This is a genomic window from Microvirga vignae (assembly GCF_001017175.1).
Lineage (GTDB): Bacteria > Pseudomonadota > Alphaproteobacteria > Rhizobiales > Beijerinckiaceae > Microvirga > Microvirga vignae.
Genome location: NZ_LCYG01000091.1, coordinates 34986 through 55646, shown reverse-complemented (window position 1 = coordinate 55646; position 20661 = coordinate 34986). Strand labels below are relative to the sequence as shown.

Sequence of the window (20661 nt, the reverse complement as noted above, 5' to 3'; positions counted from 1 at the left end):
GCATGCGGGCCCCGCGCCCGCATGCTTTTCTCATTTGAGAGGAACGCCTATGACCAGCGCCGTTCGGATGGACGCCAACAGGACGCCTGAAGCTGCGGAGACGGTGCTTTCCGTCAACAACATTGAGGTCGTCTACGACCACGTGATTCTCGTGCTCAAGGGCGTATCGCTCACCGTGCCGAAGGGCGGCATCGTCGCGCTGCTCGGCGCCAATGGCGCGGGCAAGACGACGACACTGAAGGCCGTATCCAACCTGCTGCGCGCCGAGCGTGGCGAGGTCACCAAGGGCACGATCGAGTTCAAGGGCGAGCGCGTCGACAAGCTTTCTCCCAACGAGCTGGTGCGGCGCGGCTGCATTCAGGTTCTCGAGGGTCGCCACTGCTTCGGCCATCTCACCATCGAGGAAAACCTTCTGACCGGTGCCTTCACGCGCAAGGACGGCAACGCCGCCATCCGCCGCGATCTGGAGGCGATCTACGAATACTTCCCGCGCCTGAAGCAACGGCGCACATCCATGGCGGGCTACACCTCCGGCGGCGAACAGCAGATGTGTGCCATCGGCCGGGCGATGATGTCCCGCCCCTCAATGATCCTGCTCGACGAGCCGTCCATGGGCCTCGCACCGCAGATCGTGGAGGAGATCTTCGAGATCGTGCGCATTCTCAATTCAAGCGAAGGCGTGTCCTTCCTGCTCGCGGAGCAGAACACCAACATGGCGCTGAAATACGCAACCTACGGCTATATTCTCGAAACAGGCCGCGTGGTGATGGACGGTCCGGCGCAGTCTCTGCGCGAGAATGAAGACGTGAAGGAATTCTACCTTGGTGTTTCCGAAGGAGACCGCAAGTCGTTCCGGGCCGTGAAGAGTTACAAGCGCCGCAAGCGCTGGCTGGCGTAAGTCCCACAAGAATAGCGTATCACATGCTTGACGCCATGGAGACCATATTCTTAGCATTTCCAGGACTGCGAACACACAGATTCACAGCACAAATCTTCCACTTCCAGGGGGCTGACTAAAATGGACTTCGGACTCGCGATCAAAACCTGTTCTTCCAAATACGCCGACTTTACCGGCCGTGCTTCAAGGCCTGAATATTGGTGGTTCTTCCTGTTCTCGGTGATCGTCTACTTCGTTACCACTTTCGTGGATGGTGTGATCGGTCTTCCCATTTTCAATCTGGTTGCGATGCTTGCTCTGCTCCTGCCGAGCCTTGCCGTCGGCGCGCGTCGTCTGCACGACATGGACTATTCCGGCTGGTGGCTGCTGCTGGCGCTCGTTCCGGTCCTCGGTAGTATCGCTCTCATTGTCTGGTTCTGCATGCCGGGCACGCCGGGCGCCAATCGCTTCGGTGAAGCCCCGGCTCAAACGCCTGCCCTGCCAGGCACGCAATCTGCCGCTTGATCAAGACAGCCGTGATGCACGTCTTTGGTCGTGCCTGGCTGTGCATTGTGAAAGTCGATCAACGAGAGGAGTTCGATAAGTCACATGACAGACTATCACGATCATCTTGAGACGCGCGACCCGGCCGAGCGGGAGGCCGATCTGTTTCGTCGCCTCCCGGACATCCTTCGTCGCGCTTCAGCCGCTCCGGCTTATGCGGAGCGGCTGAAGGGAATCGATCCGGCCAGCATCACGAGCCGTGAGGCCTTGGCCACCCTTCCCGTACTGCGCAAGGGCGAACTCTCCACTCTTCAGAAATCCGCCCTGCCCTTCGGCGGGTTCATCGCTGAGGCGCCTGGTTCGTTCGGACGACTTTTCACATCCCCAGGGCCAATCTTCGAAGCGGAAGCGGCTGTGACCGACCCATGGTGCGCTGCGCGGGGGCTTTTTGCTGCGGGCTTTCGCCGTGGAGATGTCGTTCTCAACACCTTCAGCTATCATCTAACGCCAGGCGGCTTCATCATGGATTCCGGCGCGCGCGCACTCGGCTGCGCGGTCATTCCCGCTGGTCCCGGCAACACCGAGCAGCAATTCGAGCTGATCGAGGCCTATCGCCCGAATGCCTATTGCGGTACGCCGGATTTCTTGAAGATTCTGCTCGACAGCGCCGCCACCTCCGGTCGAGACATCTCGTCCATCAAGCGGGCGCTCGTGTCAGGCGCCGCCTTTCCGAAATCGCTGCAGGAGAAATTCGCGGAGCACGGCATCGAAGCCTTTCAGGCCTATGCCACGGCGGATCTCGGCTTCATCGCCTATGAGACCTCCGCCCGTGAAGGTCTCGTGGTCAACGAGGACATCATCGTCGAGATCGTACGTCCTGGCACAGGCGATCCCGTATCCGAGGGCGAGGTCGGCGAGATCGTCGTCACCACTCTCGCTCCGCATCATCCCTTCATTCGCTTTGCGCTTGGCGATCTCACCGCCACACTGCCGGGGTTGAGCCCATGCGGACGCACGAACATGCGGATCAAGGGCTGGATGGGCAGAGCCGATCAGGCGACCAAAGTGAAGGGCATGTTCGTGCGCCCCGAGCAGGTTGCGGAGATCGGCCGCCGGCACCCGGAGCTCGGACGCCTGCGCTTGCTCGTCGAACGGGAGCGTGAAACCGACGCGATGACTCTCGTGGCAGAATGCGCAGGAGCCTCGGAGGATCTTGTCGCGGCTGTGGCAGCCACGCTTCAGTCTGTCACCAAGATCAAAGGCACCGTCACGCTTGTCGCCCGGGGAACTCTTCCCAATGATGGCAAGGTCATCGCCGACGAGCGGAACTACGGCTGATGCGCAGCCGACGAAGCTTGGCATTTTTTATGGAGAATCAGAGATACAGTGAAAAAGAAAGAGCACCTGGAGGGTGCTCTGAGGTGTCCGGCCGTAGGGGCAAAAAGGACCGGAGGTGCGTATCAACGCACGTTTCTCGATTTAGTTCCAAAAATTTTTGAAAAATTTTTATTCCTAGGCCCCGCCTCATTCAGGTCACCTTTCGCCGGTCTAGGGCTTAGCTTCCGTGGGGGCAAACACGGGCCGCGGCCGCGACCAGGATCCCAAAATGGGCCGGTCGCGGCCGTTTTATTGAGCGCACCACAGAACAGGCACAATAAAAGGCCCGGGCTTGCACCCGGGCCTTATGGTTCGGATAGGACAGAACTCAGTAAGTGCCGAACTTGAAGTTCAGCTTGGCACGAGCCACGAAGAAGTCCTGGTCGTCGTTGTCCCGGGGTAGGAATACATCGACGGGCGCTCCGCCAACCGGGGTAAAGGTCCCGATGCGGTCGTCGTCGTCATCTTCATCGAGGCTGACCCACAGCCCCTCCACACCGAAGGTGACCGCCGACGAGCCGAACCAGTTCACCGGCAGGGCCCACTCGACACCACCACCGGCCGTCCAGCCGGTGTTGTCGTCCGTGTAGGCCAGACCGCCGGTGGCGTAGATCAGAACGCGGTCGAACGCGACACCGGCGCGGGCGCGCACCGTGCCGAACCAATCCGAACTGTTCTCGAACTCGCCGGGGACGAAGGTGCCGGCAAAGCCCGGGCCGGGGATGAACACCGCATCTTCATCGTCGGTATCAGCCCACTGGATGTCGGCCTCGAGACCGACCACGAACGAGCCGATCTGGTAGTTGTAGCCGATCTGGGCGCCGCCGACGAAGCCGCCGTCGTCACCGTTACCGAAATCCAGCGTGCCCACCAGGCCGGCCGGAATGCCAGGGCCCGTCAGCACCACGGTTTCCTCATCATCGTCACGCCAGCCCCAACCGGCGTTCACACCGGCATAGAAGCCGGTCCAGGTGAAGATCGGAGCCGCCGCCACGATCGGAGCCGGAGCCGCGCGCGCCGGCAAGTCGGCCGCGGAAGCAGCCGACGCAAGAAGCGCGGCGGATGCAACTCCGGCCAGTAAACTAACAAGGTATGTCCTCATAACCGCCATCCTTTGTGCGAGGGATAACCAGGACAGTTTATGGATCCACTGCAAAATAAGGCTATGACAGATCTGCAACACCCTGCAGCAGCGCGGCAATTCTGAAAGATAAAAAAGTAGTAATACTTTTGAGAAAACTACAGTGGTTTGCGCATCTATTCCTCAATCCCGAAGATTTTCACGGTCGATTACAATAAAAAATTTGACAAGTTCTTTACGATATGTCCAACTTACAGCGTTTTCGGATAACTTCCGAAGGCGAGGAGAATCCTTACCCTGCCCTCCGGGCAGGGTTTTTTCTGGCAAGTCTCACCAAGTCTATGAAGAGATGGTACGATTTCGCCGTGCTCTCTGGTGAACTTCGACTTAAGCCGAACTACAGATCGCCGAGGATGAGCTGCGCCTGATCACGGGCGCCGCTCTTCCGTTTCTTCGCACCGGGGGACGTAGCAGCATTGGTTTTCTGCTTCTGGGAAGCCTTCCGTGTGGTCGCCCTTGTCATCCTCGCCTTCGCGCGGTCCCGTGCAACGGCCTCAGGAGCATCAGGATCCTCGCTCAGCCACTTACCACGCTTGATCACCTCGTTAACCCGCCCCTGATTGACCCCGAGCTCGAACGCAATTTCCTGCTGGGTCATTTCCGTGGTCGCATGGAGTTCGAGAATGCGGCGGGCGAGATCGGGCGTCATCTTCCGACCGGCAATACGGCGCGCAGGAGCCACTGTGCGCGTTACTCTGTCTCGCTCACGTAGCTTCTCCAGAATGGCCAGAGCCATGTGCATGCCCTGCTCGCGGAGGGCATCCTCAAATTCCTTTAGCGTCGTCACCTTAGGCCTACCCCGGTCAATCAGAGAATTCGGGTTTCGAATCCTCAGGAAATCCAACGGTTAAGCTGACGCTTTGTTTCAGCTTGCGGGTCTTTCAATCCTCGTCTGTGCTACATGGCCACGTCTTCGGGGCCGTGAGTCCTGTGGGGAGCTTCGTTTGCTCATCGCCGCAGGCCATGTCGATCTGCGCCTGCGTCAGGCCTTTGACAGACGTCAGATCCGCACCGCCCAACTGGGTCAGGTAAAGGTAGGCCCCAGACATGGTCACATCCTGAAGCACCAAGCCTTCCAAATGCGCCCGGGAAAGATTGGAATAGCTGAAATTGACGCCTCGCAGGTTCGTTTGCTGAAAGATCACTCGGGCCAGCTCGGCCTTCGACATATCGGCGCGTTCGAGATTGGCCCCGCTGAAGTCCGAGCGATTCAATTCTGCCTTCAGGAAGTTGGCGCCCGAGGCTTGAGCCTTTGCAAAATTCGAGCGGTTCATATCGGCGGAAGCGAAATTGGCTTCGGTCAATACGGCCTCGGCAAAGTTCGCTCGCCATCCAAGCGCTTTAGTGAAATCGGCTTTCGACAGATCGGCCTTCTCGAAACGGGCTCGACTGATCTCCGTCTCACCGAGATTGGCCCCTGCCATTTTCGAATTGGCGAAATCGCTCGCGGTCAGGAGGGATCGCTGGAAGATCGTGCCGGTCAGGTCCTCTCCGCTCAGCATGACGCGTGCCTTCGAACACCCCGACCAATCGGCGCCAGGCCCGGGCGAATCCTGACACTTGGCTTCGGCTGTTCCGCCGAAGACCGCAAGCATCAACGCCGCTCCCGCAAGTCTGCGTATCTCTTTGCCAGATGACCGTGTACGCACCTTCCAGCAATGAGGTCCCATGTGCTCCTCTTCGGTTGCGGATTCGAAACCTCTCTTAGAAGTAGGTCTCGCTGCTTTACGGAGGAGCCCCATCCAAGGAATATCCGACACGCGCCACGACCCGACGCAGACTCGACTTAACACATTTACGGCCTAGCTTATGCAACAGAACTGGGGGGTTGTCATGCGTCGGAGAATGATCTTTTCTCTTCTTGGCTTGGCCGGACTGGCACTGGGTGGATGTTCGATGTCCCCTGCCCCGGAAGGCGTGCTGCCGCGCACGGACATCCCTCCGCCTCCATCCGTGACAGACAGTGTGCCGAACCGCGCAGCCATGGGCTCGACCACGAATGCGCAGCAGCCTCAGCGTCAGGGTTTAAGCGTGCCGGACCGGCTTGTGCCTCGGCGCCCGGCTGCGAGGCCTTGAGCATCGACCAAAGACAGATCGGTGGAAGTCCAAGGCCCCGGGAGGGGCCTTTTCCATGGGCGAAGCGCCGATGGAGCTACCTCCAGGTGCGCCAAAGCACAGCTGTCGCCACTGTGACGCTTAGTGGTATATGACGTTCCGGAATGCATAAAGGGGGGAGAATCTCATGACCTGGACCGGCGCCTTGGCCCTGCTCGATGGAATGACCTGGCTCGATGGATTGGCATGGCTGGCAGCCATTCTCGCCATCACTGGCAGCGCGATGCGCACGATCATCCCCCTGCGCTGCATCGGCATTGCCACGAACGCAGTGTCGCTCACCTATGCAGTGTTCATGCGGGCATATCCGAGCATCACGGTCAACCTGATCCTCCTCCCCCTCAACACGGTGCGGCTCTATCAGATGATCCGCCTGATCCGCCAAGTGAAGCAGGCATCGAAAAGCGATCTCTCCATGGAATGGCTCAAGCCGTTCATGACCCGCCGCAGGGTGAAGGCGGGAGAGATCCTGTTTGCGAAAGGCGATAGCGCCACCTGCATGTTCTACACCCTTTCCGGCCGCTACCGCCTGAAGGAACTCAACATCGAGCTGGTGCAGGGACAGGTCGTGGGCGAGATGGGCTTCATGTCACCCGACAACAGGCGCACCCAGACTCTCGAATGCCTGGACGACGGCGAAGTGCTGAACATCTCCTACGATGAGGTTCGCCAGCTCTATTTCCAGAATCCCGAATTCGGCTTCTACTTCCTGCGCCTGACGAGTGAGCGCATGTTCAAGAATATGGAGATGATGGAAGCAGAGATCGCGCGACTGAAGAATGAGTCAGCAGAGACCCCGTTCCTTCGACAAGCGGTCTCAGCTTAGAATATCTCAAAACAGCATCCAGTTTAGAAAACTTATAAGTTCTTGTTTTAGTTCATATTTTCCTTGACCGAACATCGCCGTCATGGTTCTTGCAGCCCATCCAGGACAGGCCTTGAATCTGTTCGATTTGGTGAAGGATCTTGATGATGCTGACGATGAAATTTGCGCGCAGCCTTGCGTTCGGCGCTGCCGCTCTCGGGACCTTGGCCGGTTCCACGTTCTCCGCTTCCGCCGCGGAGGCGCTGAATATCTACACGACCCGTGAGCCGGGCCTCATCAAGCCGGTCCTCGACGAGTTCACCAAAGAGACGGGCATCCAGGTCAATACGATTTTCATCAATAACGGCCTCGAGGAGCGCATCCGCACCGAGGGCGAGAACAGCCCGGCCGACGTGATCCTCACGGTCGATATCGGCCGCCTGCAAGCCGCCAAGGACTATGGCGTGACGCAACCGGTGAAGTCGGAAGCGCTCGAGAAGGTGATCCCTGCCGCCTATCGCGATCCGGAAGGCCACTGGTTCGGCATCGCGCTGCGCGCCCGCGTGGTCTATGCCTCCAAGGAACGCGTGAAGCGGGACAAGATTTCTTACGAAGAGCTCGCCGACCCCAAGTGGAAGGGCAAGGTCTGCATCCGCTCGGGTCAGCATCTCTACAACATCAGCCTCATCGCCGCCGCGATCGCTCACATGGGCGAGGCGAAGGCCGAGGAGTGGCTGAAGGGCGTGAAGGCGAACCTCGCCAAGAAGCCGTCGGGCGGCGATCGCGAGCAGGCCAAGGACATCCTGGCCGGCGTCTGCGACATCGGCATCGGCAACACCTACTACGTCTCGCTCATGCGCAACGGCAAGGACGAGGAGCAGAAGAAGTGGGGCGAGGCGATCAACGTGATCCTGCCCACCTTCCAGGGCGGCGGCACCCACGTGAACGTCTCCGGTCTTGCTCTCGCCAAGCACGCGCCGAACAAGGCGAATGCCCTGAAGTTCATGGAGTTCATGGTCTCCAACGACTCGCAGCGCATCCATGCCGAGGCCAACTCCGAATACCCGGTGAAGGCGGGCATCGCGGTCCATCCGACTATCGCCTCCTTCGGCGAGCTCAAGGCGGACAACGTGTCGATTGCGGAGGTCGCCAAGCTGCGTAAGAAGGCCAGCGAACTGGTCGACAAAGTCGGCTTCGATCAATAAGGCTCAAGAACAGTTCTTGAAGCTGCCCCACTCATAGGAGGCGCTGCCGGCAACGGCGGCGCCATTTCCCATTGAAAGCAACCGCAGAAGCATCGCCCCTCCTCCGCTTCGGCTCCTGGCGCGCGGCCAAGCGCATCCCGTGGTGGCTCTCCGTCGCAGTGGCGGTGGTGGGACTGCTTGTATTCATGCCCATCGCGGCGCTGGTCGGGATCGCGGCGGAGGGCGATGCGGAAATCTGGCCTCATCTGATCCGGAATGTGCTGCCGACGAGCATCGTCGATACGCTGGCGCTGCTCGCAGGCATTGCCGTCGTTGCAGGCTCCATGGGCATCACATCCGCCTGGCTCGTCACGGCGCATCGCTTTCCTGGCCGCAACATTCTCGTGTGGCTTCTGCCCTTGCCGCTCGCCGTGCCCACCTATATCACGGCGTATATCTACGTGGAGCTCTTCGACTCCGCGGGCCTTGTGCAGATGGCGTTGCGCGATCTCATGGGCTGGAAATCACGTTCCGACTACTGGTTTCCGGAAGTCCGTTCGCTTTATGGCTGCGTCATCGTGATGTCAGCCGTGCTCTACCCATATGTGTATATCGCCGCACGCGCGATGTTCCTGACGCAGAGCGCGAGCATGCTGGAAGTGGCCCGCGTGCTCGGCGCAAGTCGCCTGAAGCTCTTCCGCGTCATCGCGCTTCCCCTCGCCCGCCCGGCCCTGGCCGTCGGCCTGTCGCTCGCGCTGCTCGAAGCCTTGAACGACATCGGCGCGAGCGAATATCTTGGCGTGCGCACACTCACCGTCTCCGTCTACAATACCTGGCTCAATCGCGGCAGCCTTGCAGGCGCAGCGCAGATCGCCTGCGTGATGCTCGCTCTTGTCGTCGCGCTGATCCTGATCGAGCGCCATGGCCGCAAAGAGCGGCGCTATGCCACTTCCGCAAAACGCTCACGCGTCGTGCATCCGGCGCCGCTCTTCGGTAGGCGCGCATGGCTCGCGACGGTACTCTGCAGCATTCCGGTCTTTCTCGGCTTCGCTCTGCCGCTTGTCTTCCTGGTGCGTGAGATCCTGCGAGGCAGCCTCGTCGATCAGTTCGATGAAGAATTTCTCGAACATCTCCTGACGACTGTGGGGCTCTCAGTTGCCGCCACTCTCGCGGTGCTGGCGGTGGCGACCCTGCTCGTCTCCGCCGCACGCATTGCCAAATCCTCGCTCACGAAGAGCACCTTGTTCGTGGCGGGCCTCGGCTACACGGTGCCTGGCACCGTGCTGGCTCTTGGCCTCATGACGCCGCTGGTGAAGATCGACTCGCTGATCGGCGCGCTCTGGCGCAGTCTCACGGGCGAGCGTCTAGGCCTGCTCATCATGGGAACGGCAGGCGGCATCATCGTCGCCTATGTGCTGCGCTTCCTGTCGATTGCCACGGGCTCGCTCTCGGCAGGGCTGGATCGCGTTTCGCCAAGTCTCGAAGATGCTGCGCGCACGCTGGGCGCATCGCGAAAAGAGATGGTCTGGCACATCCAGATCCCGCTGATGCGCCCAGCGCTCGCCAGTGCCGCGCTTCTGATCTTCGTGGACTGCATCAAGGAATTGCCGGCAACTCTGCTGCTACGACCGCTCAACACGGAGACGCTGGCAACGCAGGTCTATACGTATGCCTCGCGCGGCCGCTTCGAGGATGGCTCGCTTGCAGCCCTCCTCATTGTGCTGATCGGCCTCATTCCGGTGATCCAGCTCGTCCGCAGCGCCGAGGCGCGCCCGAAGGCCGTGGAGACGGAGCCGTCATCAGGCTCATAAAAGAAAAGCGGCCAAAAAGGCCGCTTTTCAGTACCATTCGTAGACTTGGCGGATCAGGCCGCCTGCTTGCCGTTCAGTGCGACTTTGAACTCGGCTTCCGTCTTTGCCCTGATCTCATCGACCGTTACACCGTCGGCCAGCTCGATCAGGGTCATGCCGGTGCCGCTCTTCTTGTCGATGCTGAAGACACCAAGATCCGTGATCACCATGTCGACTACGCCAGCGCCCGTCAGTGGCAGAGAGCAGGCCTTGAGCAGCTTCGGCTCTTCCGAACCGTCCTTGCTCTTGGCGACATGCTCCATGACCACGACCACGCGCTTCACGCCAGCCACGAGGTCCATGGCGCCGCCCATGCCCTTCACCATCTTGCCAGGGATCATCCAGTTGGCGAGATCGCCATTGCTCGCCACCTGCATGGCGCCGAGAATCGACAGGTCGATATGGCCGCCGCGGATCATCCCGAAGGAATCCGAGCTGGAGAAATAGCTCGTGGTCGGCAGTTCGGTGATCGTCTGCTTTCCAGCATTGATGAGGTCGGCATCTTCCTCACCCTCATACGGGAAGGGTCCCATGCCGAGCATGCCGTTCTCCGACTGGAGTTGTACGTGCACGCCTTCAGGGATGTAGTTCGACACGAGCGTCGGGATGCCGATGCCGAGATTCACGTAGTATCCGTCGCGCAGTTCCTTGGCCGCACGGGCTGCCATCTGTTCACGGGTCCATGCCATCAGACTGTCTCCTCGCGCTTGCGGGTGGTGCGCTGCTCGATGCGTTTGACCGGGTTCGCCACATGCACAAGGCGCTTCACGAAGATGCCCGGCGTGTGGATGCAATCCGGATCGATCTCACCGGCCGGAACGAGGTGCTCCACCTCGGCGATGGTGAGGCGCGAGGCGGTGGCCATCATCGGGTTGAAGTTCCGGGCAGTCTTGCGGTACACGAGGTTGCCCTCCGTGTCGCCCTTGAAGGCATGAACGATGGAAATGTCGGCGAAGAGGCCGGTTTCCATGACGTATTTCTCGCCATTGAACTCGCGCACTTCCTTGCCCTCGGCGATCAGGGTGCCGACGCCGGTCCTGGTGTAGAAGGCCGGGATGCCTGCGCCTCCGGCGCGGATGCGCTCTGCCAGCGTGCCCTGCGGGTTGAACTCCAGTTCCAGCTCGCCGGACAGGTACTGCTGGGCGAAGGTCTTGTTCTCGCCCACATAGGACGAAATCATCTTCCTGATCTGGCGGGTCTCCAGCAGCCGGCCCAGGCCGACGCCATCAATGCCCGCATTGTTGGAGATGAAGGTGAGATCCTTCGCCCCCGAATCACGGATCGCCTCGATCAGGGTCTCCGGGATGCCGCAGAGGCCGAAGCCCCCGGCCATGATGGTCATGCCATCCTTCACAAGCCCAGCCAGCGCAGTCCGCGCATCGCTGTAAACCTTATTCATCAACGATTCCTCCTAGGGCTATGCCTGCCCTTCAAGGTCCTGAAACGAGTTCGGGCTGCACCCTGCAACTTGGCCTCAATTTAGACAATCCCTTCCTATGGATATATGAGAACAATTGATAATTCGGCCCCGCCGCCCACAGGCTGCTGACCAGCCATCTCTTGCGAGGCGGGGTACAAGGTTTAAACACTGCACCCATGTCTCGTCGCATCGTCTTTTTCATTGCTTTGATTGCGTTTGCCCTCATCGGGGCGGCCGCAGCTCCCTGGACTCTCAGGGAGAACGGCCTCTCGTCTGCCCTCTCCAATCATATGAGGGAACGCTATGGTCTCGACCTGACGGTCGAAGGGCGCAGTGTCTTCGCCGTGCTTCCCATCCCCCGGGTCAAGTTCGAAAATGTGACAATCCGCTTCCCCAATCAGGCGCTTACGGCCGAAGGCGGAACCCTGCGGGGCGAGATCCGCGTGCTCCCGCTCCTTCTCGGACGGGTCGAGCTGTCCGATTTCGAGCTGAGCGACAGCAAGATCACGGCCTCCGCCAAAGCGCTGCAAGAGGTGAAATGGGCCGAGGTCTTCCAGAGCCGGTCCAAGGCCCTGCATGCCCGCCGCCTGATCCTCAACAGCTCTTCCATTCATTGGACCGACCTGAAAGACGCGGATCTCGACGTTGCGGAACTCGTGATTCGCTGGGTGGGTGAGGACGAGCCCCTCACGGCCTATGGCAATGGCCTCTGGCGGGATGCGCGCGTGGTGATTGAAGAGGCCTCGGTCCATCCGGACCGGCTCGCTTCCGGCAGTATCAGCCCGGTCGAGCTGACCATCGCCGCCCCCACGGCTCGTCTGAGCCTGAAAGGTGAAGCCCAGCTTGGCCTCAATCCCGGCATGACGGGCGAAGGCTCCATTGAAGCCACCTCCGTGCGCGCCTTCACCCGCTGGAGCGGCGTGAAGTTGCCCTTCGGCTCCCTGATTCAGGCCTTCTCGGTCAGGGGCGACTTCTCCATGGACCGGCGACGCCTGTCCTGGCCCTCGGTGGCTGTCGCGCTGGGCGGCGACAGGCTGGAGGGCACGATGGCGGTTCGCTTCGATACCGAACGCCCCGTTATTACAGGCACCCTTGCGGCGGATGACCTGAACCTTGCCAATTTCTTCGCGCCCTTTGCTCAGGCCCGCACTTCATCCGGCTCCTGGAGCGAGGAGAATCTCGATCTCGCGCATGTCACGGGCAGCGATCTCGACCTGCGTCTCTCGGCGGCGTCGGCCCGCCTGGGACGCCTGCGCGTCGAGGACATGGCGGCCAGCGTTCTCGTGCGTCCCGGCGAGATCGAAGCCTCCATCGGACGTGCCGGCTTCCATGACGGCAGCCTGAAAGGCCGTCTATCGCTGACCACCATCGATAGCCAGACCGAATTCAAAAGCCAGGGCACCTTCTCGGGCGTCGAAATCGGATCCTTCTTGAGCGGCGTCGGCCAGCCACGCTGGATCACAGGCCGCGCCCAGGGGCAATTCGCTTTCGAGGGCAAGGGGCAGAACCCGATCGAAGTGGTCCAACAGGCGCAGGGCCGCAGCGCGATCACCGTACGCAAGGGCGAATTGGTCGGCATTGCTCTAGGCGATGCCCTCAAGCGGGTGGAAAAGCACCCTCTCCTCGCCTCCCTCAACTGGAAGGGCGGCCGCACGCCGTTCCAGGAAGCGCAGGCGCAGATCGTCATCCAGGATGGTGTCGGCGAGGTGGCAGAGGGCAAGCTCACGTCGACGGACGTGGTGGCCGAGCTCAAGGGCCAGGTGCTGATGGTGGATCGCACCCTCAACCTGAAGGCGGAGGTCTCGGCGGCGGGTACCCACTCGACGCCCGCCATCGCCTTTGACATCGACGGCGGGTGGGACAACATCAGCGTCATGCCCAATGCCCGCTCCCTGATCGAGCGGTCGGGTGCTGCGAAGCCCCTTCTCCCCGCCCGTGTGGCCCCGAGCGAACAGGGGCCGCAGGCGACCGCTCACTAGAGCATTTTTCGGTGAAGTGGATCCGGTTCACCGTCAAAAATGCGACTTAGCAAAGACGAGAGCTGATTCCATAGCAATGGAAATCAGCTCTAAACGTTGCGCCGGGAGCGCAGCACCGAGCGCTTGCTGATCAAGGTGGCTGAAATCACACCGAGCGTCACGAGACCGATGAGAATGGTCGAAGCGGCGTTGATCTCCGGCGACAGGCCCAGCCGGACCTGGCTGTAGATCTTGATCGGCAGCGTCGTCGCGCCCGGCCCCGTGTTGAAGCTCGCGATCACGAGGTCGTCGAGCGACAGGGTAAAGGCAAGCAGGAAGCCTGCGACGATGGAGGGTGCGATCAACGGCAGCGTCACGGCGAAGAACGTGCGCAGCGGCGGAGCGCCGAGATCCATCGCGGCTTCTTCCAGCGAACGGTCGAAGGTCATGAGACGCGACTGCACCACCACGGTAACGAAGCACATGGTCAGCGTGGTGTGAGCCAGCGTGATCGTCCAAAAGCCGCGGTCGAGATCAACGGCGACGAAGAACAAGAGCAGCGACAAACCGGTGATGACCTCCGGCATGACCATGGGCGCATAGACCATGCCGGTAAACAACGTGCGGCCGGGAAAGCGCCCATAGCGGGTGAGTGCCAGGGCCGCGAGCGTGCCGAGCACCGTCGCCATGCCGGCAGAGAGAAAGGCAATGCGCAGCGTCACCCAGGCCGCTTCCATCAGCGCCTGATTGCGGAAAAGCGCCGCATACCACTGGGTCGAGAAGCCGCCCCACACGGTAACGAGCCGCGAACCGTTGAAGGAATAGACGACGAGCAGCAGGATCGGCAGGTAAAGGAACGCAAATCCCAACACCAGCGACGTGACGTTGAAGAGGCTCAGGCGCCGGTTCATGGCCGCGTCTCCACGCGCCGTGCCTCCACATCGCGATAGATCACGATGGGCGCGACAAGGACGATGAGGAGCAGGATGGCTACGGCCGAAGCCAGCGGCCAATCGCGGTTGGAGAAGAACTCGCTCCAGAGCTGACGGCCGATCATGAGCGTTTCAGACCCGCCCAGCAGATCCGGGATCACGAACTCGCCCACGGCCGGGATGAAACAGAGAAGCGAACCTGCGATGATACCCGGCATTGCAAGCGGCACGGTGATCGTCCAGAAGGAGCGCCAGGGCGTGGAACCGAGATCGAGGGCCGCCTCCAAGAGCGTGTCGTCCATCTTCTCCAGCGTCGCGTAAAGCGGCAGCACCATGAAGGGCAGATAGGCATAGACGATGCCGATATAGACCGCCCACTCCGTGTTGAGGATCTCGATAGGCTCAGAGATGGCGCCTAAGCTCATGAGCCCCTGCGTGAGCAGGCCTTCAGGTTTCAGGATCGCGATCCACGCGTAGATGCGGATGAGAAAGCTCGTCCAGAACGGCAGGATGACGAGCGCTACCAGCAGCGAGCGGTGCCGCTCCGGCGCGCGCGCCATGCCATAGGCGATGGGAAAGCCCACGAGCAGCAACAGGACCGTCGAGAGCGCCGCAATGCGCACGGACGAGAGGGTTGCGCGGAAATAGAGATCGTCCTCGACCAGAAGCTCGAAATTCTCGAGATCGAGCGCGCTGAAGAATGCCGCGATATCGCTCCACTCGAAAACCGGCTTGTAGGGCGGCTGGGCGATGGCGGTATCCGACAGGCTGATCTTGAGCACGATCAGGAACGGCACGAGGAAGAACACGCCGAGCCACAGATACGGCACGGCAGGCACCAAAGCCGCACTCAGCCTCTTCGTGAAGGTACGCTCTTTCATGGCTATTCCGCCAGGATCACCGCCGCACCCGGCGCGAAGGTGACATATACCTGCTCGTCCCAGTCGATGGGGTTTTCCACGAAGCGCGACACGTTCGCGCAGGAGACGCGCAGGATCTCGCCGGTGGCGAGCCTGATCCGGTAGACGGTCCAGTCGCCGAGATAACCGATATCCCACACCTCGCCGGTGAGCACGTTCACGGCCTCAGGCGCCGGCTTCTCGCGCTGCACGACCATCTTCTCAGGGCGCACGGCGATGGCGACGGCTTGGCCGGAATGCAGCACCTCGTCGGGATCATCGATGGAGAGCGGCATCTCGGCAGAAGCGGTCTTCACGCGCCAGAGGCCATTCTCCTGGCCCATCACATGGCCTTCCAGGATGTTCACGTCGCCGACGAATTCCGCGATGAAGCGGGTCTTTGGCTGCTCGTAGATCTCGCCGGGGGTCGCGACCTGGACGATGCGGCCGTGGTCCATGACCGCGATGCGGTCGGCCATGGTCATCGCTTCCTCCTGGTCGTGGGTGACGACCACGAAGGTCATGTGCAGATCGTGCTGGATGTCCATCAGCTCGAACTGGGTTTCCTCACGCAGCTTCTTGTCGAGAGCGCCGAGCGGCTCGTCAAGAAGGAGCACCTTCGGCTTCTTGGCGAGAGCGCGGGCCAGTGCGACGCGCTGGCGCTGGCCTCCGGAAAGCTGGCTCGGGTAGCGCTTGGCGAGCTTTTCGAGCTGGACAAGGCGCAGCATCTCTTCCACACGAGCAGCAATTTCAGGTTTCGGCAAACCGTCCTGCTTCAGGCCGAAGGCGATGTTTTTCTCCACGCTCATGTGCGGGAAGAGCGCGTAGGACTGGAACATCATGTTCACAGGCCGCCGGTAAGGCGGCACGCCGGCGAGATCCTGCCCGGCGAGGGTAATGCGTCCCTCGGTTGGATATTCGAAGCCCGCGAGCATCCGCATCAGGGTCGTCTTGCCGCAGCCGGAGGGGCCGAGCAGGCAGAAGAACTCACCCTCGAAGATATCCAGCGTCAGGCGATCGACCGCCACGGCGTCACCGAAACGCTTCGTCACGTTCTCGAAGCGGATCAGCGGCTTGGCATTGGGATCGGCCCAGGGAGAGAAGGTGCGGCGCACGGCGCCGACGGAAGTGGAAGCGGATTGGCGGAGCGGCGGAGGCAAGATTACTGAACTTCACCTGAGGGAGAAAACCTGCCGCGCAAGCTAGGATGTTCGAGCCGGGAGAACAACAGATTTAAACCCAGCGTTCCCCATCCTTTGTATGGTTACGGTGGAACAACCATCGGCCCACCTCGTTCCGGAAGCATCGGCAGAAGGAGCTTCCAGATGCCCGACGCACCCGATACCAAGCACGACCCAATCTCCAGCGGCAGCCCTAAGGCCCATTCGCCCGGTCGAAAGGGCGGCAATCCCGTTCAGAATGCGGAAAAGTGGGGCGGCGGATCGAAAGGATCGAAAGGTCCGACAACCTCCACCGACAAGCACAATCCCAATTCCAGCGCAAAGTCTTAAACAACCGGAGATTGGCGCCTACCGCTTGGGAAGACGCGGGACAACTGCGATGACCAAGGAGGTCCGCCATGAGCACAAACGGTCTCGAAGTCTTTGATAAAACTCTTCACACGACAAACACCTGGCTCAAGGAAATCATGGAAGTCCTTGGCCCCGACAGACACGTCGCCTGGCATGCTCTGGGCGCCGTCCTGCGCGCGGTGCGTGATCGGATACCCTTGGAACTGTCCGCGCATCTCAGTGCCGAGCTGCCGCTTCTTGTGCGCGGACTCTTCTACGATCAATGGCGCCCTGCGATGGCACCGGAGCGGTATCGCTCGCTCGACGAATTCCTCCAGCACGTCGACAGCAATCTGAGATCGACCAGACCGGTCGATCCGGAGGATGCAACGCGAGCCGTCTTCACCGTCCTGACACGACACCTCCCTGAGGGCCAGCTGGAAAAGGTGCGGCATGCCTTGCCGGAAGATGTTCGGGCCATCTGGCCTGAGAGAGCTTCGCTCGGAGACAGGACCCGAGTCGAACTCGAAATCGACAGGAACCGTCTCGCCAGGGAAGCCTAAACCACCAGACGCGAGCCATGGAGGGATGTGATGAAGCCCGGCATGGAACAGAGGCCCGACGTTGCGAGCGGCCCGGACAAAGCGCAACCAGGAGAAGGTCACCTTCTCCAGTTCGAGACCGGGCGACAGGCAGAGTGGCATGTCAAAGATGGCGGCCTCTTCGTTCTGCGCCTTGATCGCGCGACCGGCGAATGGTCCGGCGAGCAGAGGGGCATGGATGGCGCTGTCAGCAGCAATCCTCTCTCGCCTCATGAAGTCTCCCTCATGGCTCGCGCCCATGATCTACGCTTCAAGGATGGAGCGCGGGCAGGTTAGGAAGCGTCGCTGAGGGAATGAGACCAGAGCAGCATGCGCTTGAGGAGAGTTTTTATCGCGAATGCGCCCGGCTGCTTATTGTGGTGCATACCTACAAGCCCTGGATCGGACGTCCGCCGAATCGCTGGAACAACCGGCATCCCGGCAACGGCCGCTTTCCAGGCTTTGGTACCATTCGCCTCTATGCACCGAACCATATTCACGTCTCGTTGCGGCAACCCGTGGTTCTGAACCGGGTCTGCCGGTCGCTGGAGGAGGTCTATGACCTTCTGCGCCGCCTCGAGCTGAAAACGCCCAAGCAATAAAAAAGCCCGGCCTGAAGCCGGGCTGAAGTTGTTTGGAGGTAGTCTCAGGAGGGTCGTTTCAGTGGCCGCCGGCACCGGCGGGTGCCGCACGCGGTTTCTTGATGAAGGGCAAGGCGAGGACCAGTCCCAAGAACAGCACGGTCAGCAGCAGGAACACGTCCGCGAAGGACATGACCATGGCTTCGCGCCGAACCATGTTGGACAGGGTCTTGATCGCAGCCGAGCTCGCATCCGTGCCGAGGGACTGGAACTTCAGGGTCATGGAGTTCAGCGCCTCGACTGCCGTGGAGCGGCCCCAGTTCACGTTCTCATGCAACCGCTGGAGATGAAGATCCAAGCGGTTGTTGAGAATCGTGTTGATGAGCGCCAGGCCCACCGCACCACCCAAGTTGCGGGTGAGATTGTAGAGGCCCGACGCGTTCTTGATGCGCTCCGGCGGCAATGTGCCGAGCGCGATATTGTTGATCGGCACCATGCAGATCATGAGACCGACGCCGCGGAAGATCTGGGGCAGGAACAGCTCCCAGAAATCCCAGTCCTTCGTCAGCCCGCTCATCATCCACGTACCGAAGGCAAAGGCGGCAAAGCCGATACCCATCATGACGCGCGGGTCCATCTTGCGGGACAGGAAGCCCGCCACCGGCGCCATCAGGAACATGCAGGCCCCCGATACGAACATGGTCTCGCCGATCTGCAGGGAGGAGTAACCCCGCACGCGGCCGAGAAAGACCGGGTAGAGATAGGTCAGGCCATAGAGGCCGATGCCCATGACGAAGCTGAAGGATGAGCCCGCGAGGAAGTTGCGATCGGCAAAGGCCCGCAGATCCACGATGGGCTGTCTGGCGGTGAACGCCCGGTAGAAGAAGCCGAGTGCACCGACAACACAGACGATGGTGAGGATCAGCACCGCTTCGTCCTGGAACCAATCGTTGTTCGGTCCCTCTTCCAGCACGTATTCGAGGCTTCCGAGAAAGGCCGCCATGAAGCCAAGACCCGACCAGTCGAAGCTCTTGAAGAGTTCTAAATTGGGTTCGTCGAAATCGACCAGGAGATAGGTGGAGACCGTCACGAAGATGCCGGGCACGATGTTCACGAGAAACAGCCAGTGCCAGGAGAACAGGTCGGTGAGATAGCCGCCGAGTGTCGGGCCTATCGTGGGCGCGAGCGTCGCCACGAGGCCGATGAGCGGCGAGATCACGGGCCGCTTCTCCGGTGGGAAGACGGTGAAGGCAGACGCGAACACGGTCGGGATCATGCCGCCGCCGATGAAGCCCTGCAGCGCACGATAGACGATCATCTGCTCGATATTCGTCGCCGTCGCGCACAGGAAGCTCATGAGCGTGAAGCCGCCTGCGGAGATGACGAACATCCAGCGCGTCGAGAGCACGCGCGAAAGAGTCCCTGAAAGCGGGATCATGATCACTTCGGCAATCAGGTAGCTCGTCTGCACCCACGAGATTTCATCCGAGGATGCGGAGAGCCCCGCTTGGATTTCGGCGAGCGACGCCGAGACGATCTGGATGTCCAGGATCGCCATGAACATGCCGAAGACCATGCAGAAGAACGCAAAGGTCCTGCGCGGGCTCACCTGCGCAGGCTTTGCGGCTGGCATGGCAGCCTTGGGCGCGTTCGATATGGCGGCGGAAGCGGCCATGGAGGCTTTGCTCTTTCCTTACTGCTTCAGGCTGGCCGTCTTGGACGCTTCAGCCGAGATACGCGTGTCCACATCGACGACAACCGACAGGCCGGGACGCAGCAGGCCCTGCTGAGCAAACTCGGGGCTGACAGACACACGCACGGGCACGCGCTGCACGATCTTGGTGAAGTTGCCGGTGGCGTTCTCGGGCGGCAGCAGGCTGAACACCGCGCCGGAAGCGGGCGACACGCTTTCCACCGTGCCGACGATGTCCGCATCCGGGAAGGCATCGACCTCGATCTTCACCTTCTGGCCCGGCTTCAGGTGGGCAAGCTGGGTCTCCTTGAAGTTTGCATCCACATGCACGCTGGTGAGCGGCACGAGGGCGGCCAAGCGCGCGCCCGGCTGCACGAAGGTGCCGACTTCGACGGCCTTGTTGCCGATCACCCCATCGGCCGGCGCACGGATTTCCGTGAAGGAAAGATCGCGCTCAGCCTTCTCGATGCCCGTCTGCAACTCGGCCGCGACACGGCGCGCCTCGGTCTGCTGGGCTGAGAGAACGTCGACATTCGCCTTGGCGGCTGCGAGAGCGGCTTGAGCGCTCTTCACGTTGGCCTCTGCGCGATCACTGGTGGCCTTGGCGTTCTCGAGGGCTGCGCGGCTGGTGTAATCGGAACGGGCGAGCTGCTGCTGGCGAGCGTAATCGCTGGCGGCCCGCTCAGCCTCCGCCTTGGCGGCAGCCACCTGGGCGTCGGCCTGAGCCACGGAGGCACGGCCTGCCTCGATCTGACGGCCGATGCGCTCGATCGAGCTCTGCTGGGTGGCGAGCTTGTCCTTGGCCGATTGCAGGGCAAAGCGGTAATCGCCGTCGTCGATCTTGGCGATCAGGTCGCCGGCCCTGACGCTCTGGTTGCTGGTAACGGCCACGGAGGAGACATAGCCGGACACCTTGGCCGAGAGGATCGTGATGTCGGCCTGCACATAGGCATCATCGGTGGAGACCATGAAGCGGCCTTCAGACCACCAGTGGAAGCCCTCGTAGCCTCCGAACGCCAGAGCGCCCAATAGCAGAGCCATGATCACCGGCTTCTTGCGCGACTTCGCCTTGGCGGGCGCAGCTTCCTGGGCCGGAGCGCTTTGCTCCGCTTCGGGAGCCTGGGCAGGCGGTCGATCCATGGCGGGCGCGGAAGCCCCCTTTCCGCCCTGCTCGAACTCTTCACGGTAAGCCATGCCAACCCTCTATCGACAACGCAAACCGCCCGAACCACA

General features: G+C 61.2%; 21 protein-coding genes. 11 read left to right on the top strand and 10 right to left on the bottom strand.

Annotated elements, in window-relative coordinates; translation table 11 throughout:
- Nucleotides 1-49: 49 nt before the first annotated feature.
- The 3 genes from AA309_RS26945 (at nucleotide 50) to AA309_RS26935 (ending at nucleotide 2719) form a co-directional block, all read left to right on the top strand.
- Nucleotides 50-898 carry an ABC transporter ATP-binding protein gene (locus AA309_RS26945; protein ID WP_047192104.1) on the top strand — a complete coding sequence of 283 codons (849 nt, stop codon included), beginning with the start codon at nucleotides 50-52 and terminating at the stop codon, nucleotides 896-898.
- Nucleotides 899-1018: 120 nt separating this feature from the next.
- Nucleotides 1019-1402: a DUF805 domain-containing protein gene (locus AA309_RS26940; protein ID WP_047192103.1), complete on the top strand. Its 384-nt coding sequence runs from the start codon at nucleotides 1019-1021 to the stop codon at nucleotides 1400-1402.
- A gap of 84 nt (nucleotides 1403-1486) precedes the next feature.
- Nucleotides 1487-2719, top strand: coding sequence for a phenylacetate--CoA ligase family protein (locus tag AA309_RS26935; RefSeq protein ID WP_047192102.1), 1233 nt, complete (start codon nucleotides 1487-1489; stop codon nucleotides 2717-2719).
- A gap of 367 nt (nucleotides 2720-3086) precedes the next feature.
- Here the strand turns inward: AA309_RS26935 and AA309_RS26930 are convergent, their stop codons facing one another.
- The 3 genes from AA309_RS26930 to AA309_RS26920 form a co-directional block, all read right to left on the bottom strand.
- Nucleotides 3087-3860 (bottom strand): outer membrane protein, encoded by a 774-nt coding sequence (locus tag AA309_RS26930; RefSeq protein WP_047192101.1) that lies wholly within the window; start codon nucleotides 3858-3860, stop codon nucleotides 3087-3089.
- A gap of 376 nt (nucleotides 3861-4236) precedes the next feature.
- Entirely contained in the window at nucleotides 4237-4686 is a 450-nt protein-coding gene (locus AA309_RS26925) for a sigma factor-like helix-turn-helix DNA-binding protein (RefSeq protein WP_047192100.1), read from the bottom strand.
- A 94-nt stretch (nucleotides 4687-4780) separates the two neighbouring features.
- The gene (locus tag AA309_RS26920) at nucleotides 4781-5494 is read right to left on the bottom strand and encodes a pentapeptide repeat-containing protein (protein ID WP_052955029.1); all 714 of its coding nucleotides are present in this window, start codon (nucleotides 5492-5494) and stop codon (nucleotides 4781-4783) included.
- Between the two features lie 683 nt (nucleotides 5495-6177).
- Between AA309_RS26920 and AA309_RS26915 the strand changes: the two genes are divergently transcribed.
- The 3 genes from AA309_RS26915 to AA309_RS26905 all read left to right on the top strand — a co-directional run bounded on the left by AA309_RS26915 (nucleotide 6178) and on the right by AA309_RS26905 (nucleotide 9814).
- Nucleotides 6178-6840: a Crp/Fnr family transcriptional regulator gene (locus AA309_RS26915; RefSeq protein WP_047192128.1), complete on the top strand. Its 663-nt coding sequence runs from the start codon at nucleotides 6178-6180 to the stop codon at nucleotides 6838-6840.
- A gap of 155 nt (nucleotides 6841-6995) precedes the next feature.
- On the top strand, nucleotides 6996-8024 hold the full coding sequence (locus AA309_RS26910) for a Fe(3+) ABC transporter substrate-binding protein (protein ID WP_047192127.1): 1029 nt from the start codon (nucleotides 6996-6998) through the stop codon (nucleotides 8022-8024).
- Between the two features lie 71 nt (nucleotides 8025-8095).
- Nucleotides 8096-9814, top strand: coding sequence for an ABC transporter permease (locus AA309_RS26905; RefSeq protein WP_244470509.1), 1719 nt, complete (start codon nucleotides 8096-8098; stop codon nucleotides 9812-9814).
- A gap of 53 nt (nucleotides 9815-9867) precedes the next feature.
- Here AA309_RS26905 and AA309_RS26900 read toward each other — a convergent pair whose 3' ends face one another.
- Both AA309_RS26900 and AA309_RS26895 read right to left on the bottom strand, forming a co-directional pair.
- Nucleotides 9868-10542: a CoA transferase subunit B gene (locus AA309_RS26900; protein ID WP_047192099.1), complete on the bottom strand. Its 675-nt coding sequence runs from the start codon at nucleotides 10540-10542 to the stop codon at nucleotides 9868-9870.
- Nucleotides 10542-11252: a CoA transferase subunit A gene (locus AA309_RS26895; protein ID WP_047192098.1), complete on the bottom strand. Its 711-nt coding sequence runs from the start codon at nucleotides 11250-11252 to the stop codon at nucleotides 10542-10544. Before AA309_RS26895 ends, AA309_RS26900 begins: the two co-directional genes overlap by 1 nt.
- A gap of 197 nt (nucleotides 11253-11449) precedes the next feature.
- On the opposite strand from AA309_RS26895, the gene AA309_RS26890 reads away from it, so the two are divergent.
- Nucleotides 11450-13252 carry an AsmA family protein gene (locus AA309_RS26890; protein WP_047192097.1) on the top strand — a complete coding sequence of 601 codons (1803 nt, stop codon included), beginning with the start codon at nucleotides 11450-11452 and terminating at the stop codon, nucleotides 13250-13252.
- Nucleotides 13253-13341: 89 nt separating this feature from the next.
- Here the strand turns inward: AA309_RS26890 and AA309_RS26885 are convergent, their stop codons facing one another.
- From AA309_RS26885 to AA309_RS26875, 3 genes are read right to left on the bottom strand one after another with little or no spacing between them, the layout of a single operon-like run.
- Nucleotides 13342-14142 carry an ABC transporter permease gene (locus AA309_RS26885; protein WP_047192096.1) on the bottom strand — a complete coding sequence of 267 codons (801 nt, stop codon included), beginning with the start codon at nucleotides 14140-14142 and terminating at the stop codon, nucleotides 13342-13344.
- On the bottom strand, nucleotides 14139-15044 hold the full coding sequence (locus tag AA309_RS26880; RefSeq protein ID WP_047192095.1) for an ABC transporter permease: 906 nt from the start codon (nucleotides 15042-15044) through the stop codon (nucleotides 14139-14141). Before AA309_RS26880 ends, AA309_RS26885 begins: the two co-directional genes overlap by 4 nt.
- A gap of 2 nt (nucleotides 15045-15046) precedes the next feature.
- Nucleotides 15047-16222: an ABC transporter ATP-binding protein gene (locus AA309_RS26875; protein ID WP_047192094.1), complete on the bottom strand. Its 1176-nt coding sequence runs from the start codon at nucleotides 16220-16222 to the stop codon at nucleotides 15047-15049.
- A 165-nt stretch (nucleotides 16223-16387) separates the two neighbouring features.
- Here AA309_RS26875 and AA309_RS33625 point away from each other — a divergent pair, with 165 nt between their 5' ends.
- The 4 genes from AA309_RS33625 to AA309_RS26860 all read left to right on the top strand — a co-directional run bounded on the left by AA309_RS33625 (nucleotide 16388) and on the right by AA309_RS26860 (nucleotide 17756).
- Nucleotides 16388-16573 carry a hypothetical protein gene (locus AA309_RS33625; RefSeq protein WP_084731699.1) on the top strand — a complete coding sequence of 62 codons (186 nt, stop codon included), beginning with the start codon at nucleotides 16388-16390 and terminating at the stop codon, nucleotides 16571-16573.
- Between the two features lie 68 nt (nucleotides 16574-16641).
- On the top strand, nucleotides 16642-17136 hold the full coding sequence (locus AA309_RS26870; protein WP_047192093.1) for a DUF2267 domain-containing protein: 495 nt from the start codon (nucleotides 16642-16644) through the stop codon (nucleotides 17134-17136).
- Nucleotides 17137-17166: 30 nt separating this feature from the next.
- Entirely contained in the window at nucleotides 17167-17451 is a 285-nt protein-coding gene (locus tag AA309_RS26865) for a hypothetical protein (protein WP_047192092.1), read from the top strand.
- 17 nt (nucleotides 17452-17468) lie between these two features.
- A complete protein-coding gene (locus tag AA309_RS26860) occupies nucleotides 17469-17756 on the top strand; it encodes a hypothetical protein (protein ID WP_047192091.1) in 288 nt (95 codons plus the stop codon).
- A 58-nt stretch (nucleotides 17757-17814) separates the two neighbouring features.
- Here AA309_RS26860 and AA309_RS26855 read toward each other — a convergent pair whose 3' ends face one another.
- Both AA309_RS26855 and AA309_RS26850 read right to left on the bottom strand, forming a co-directional pair.
- Complete coding sequence (locus tag AA309_RS26855) at nucleotides 17815-19410, bottom strand: DHA2 family efflux MFS transporter permease subunit (protein ID WP_047192090.1); 1596 nt, start codon at nucleotides 19408-19410, stop codon at nucleotides 17815-17817.
- Nucleotides 19411-19428: 18 nt separating this feature from the next.
- The gene (locus AA309_RS26850) at nucleotides 19429-20622 is read right to left on the bottom strand and encodes an HlyD family secretion protein (protein WP_047192089.1); all 1194 of its coding nucleotides are present in this window, start codon (nucleotides 20620-20622) and stop codon (nucleotides 19429-19431) included.
- Nucleotides 20623-20661 lie beyond the last annotated feature (39 nt).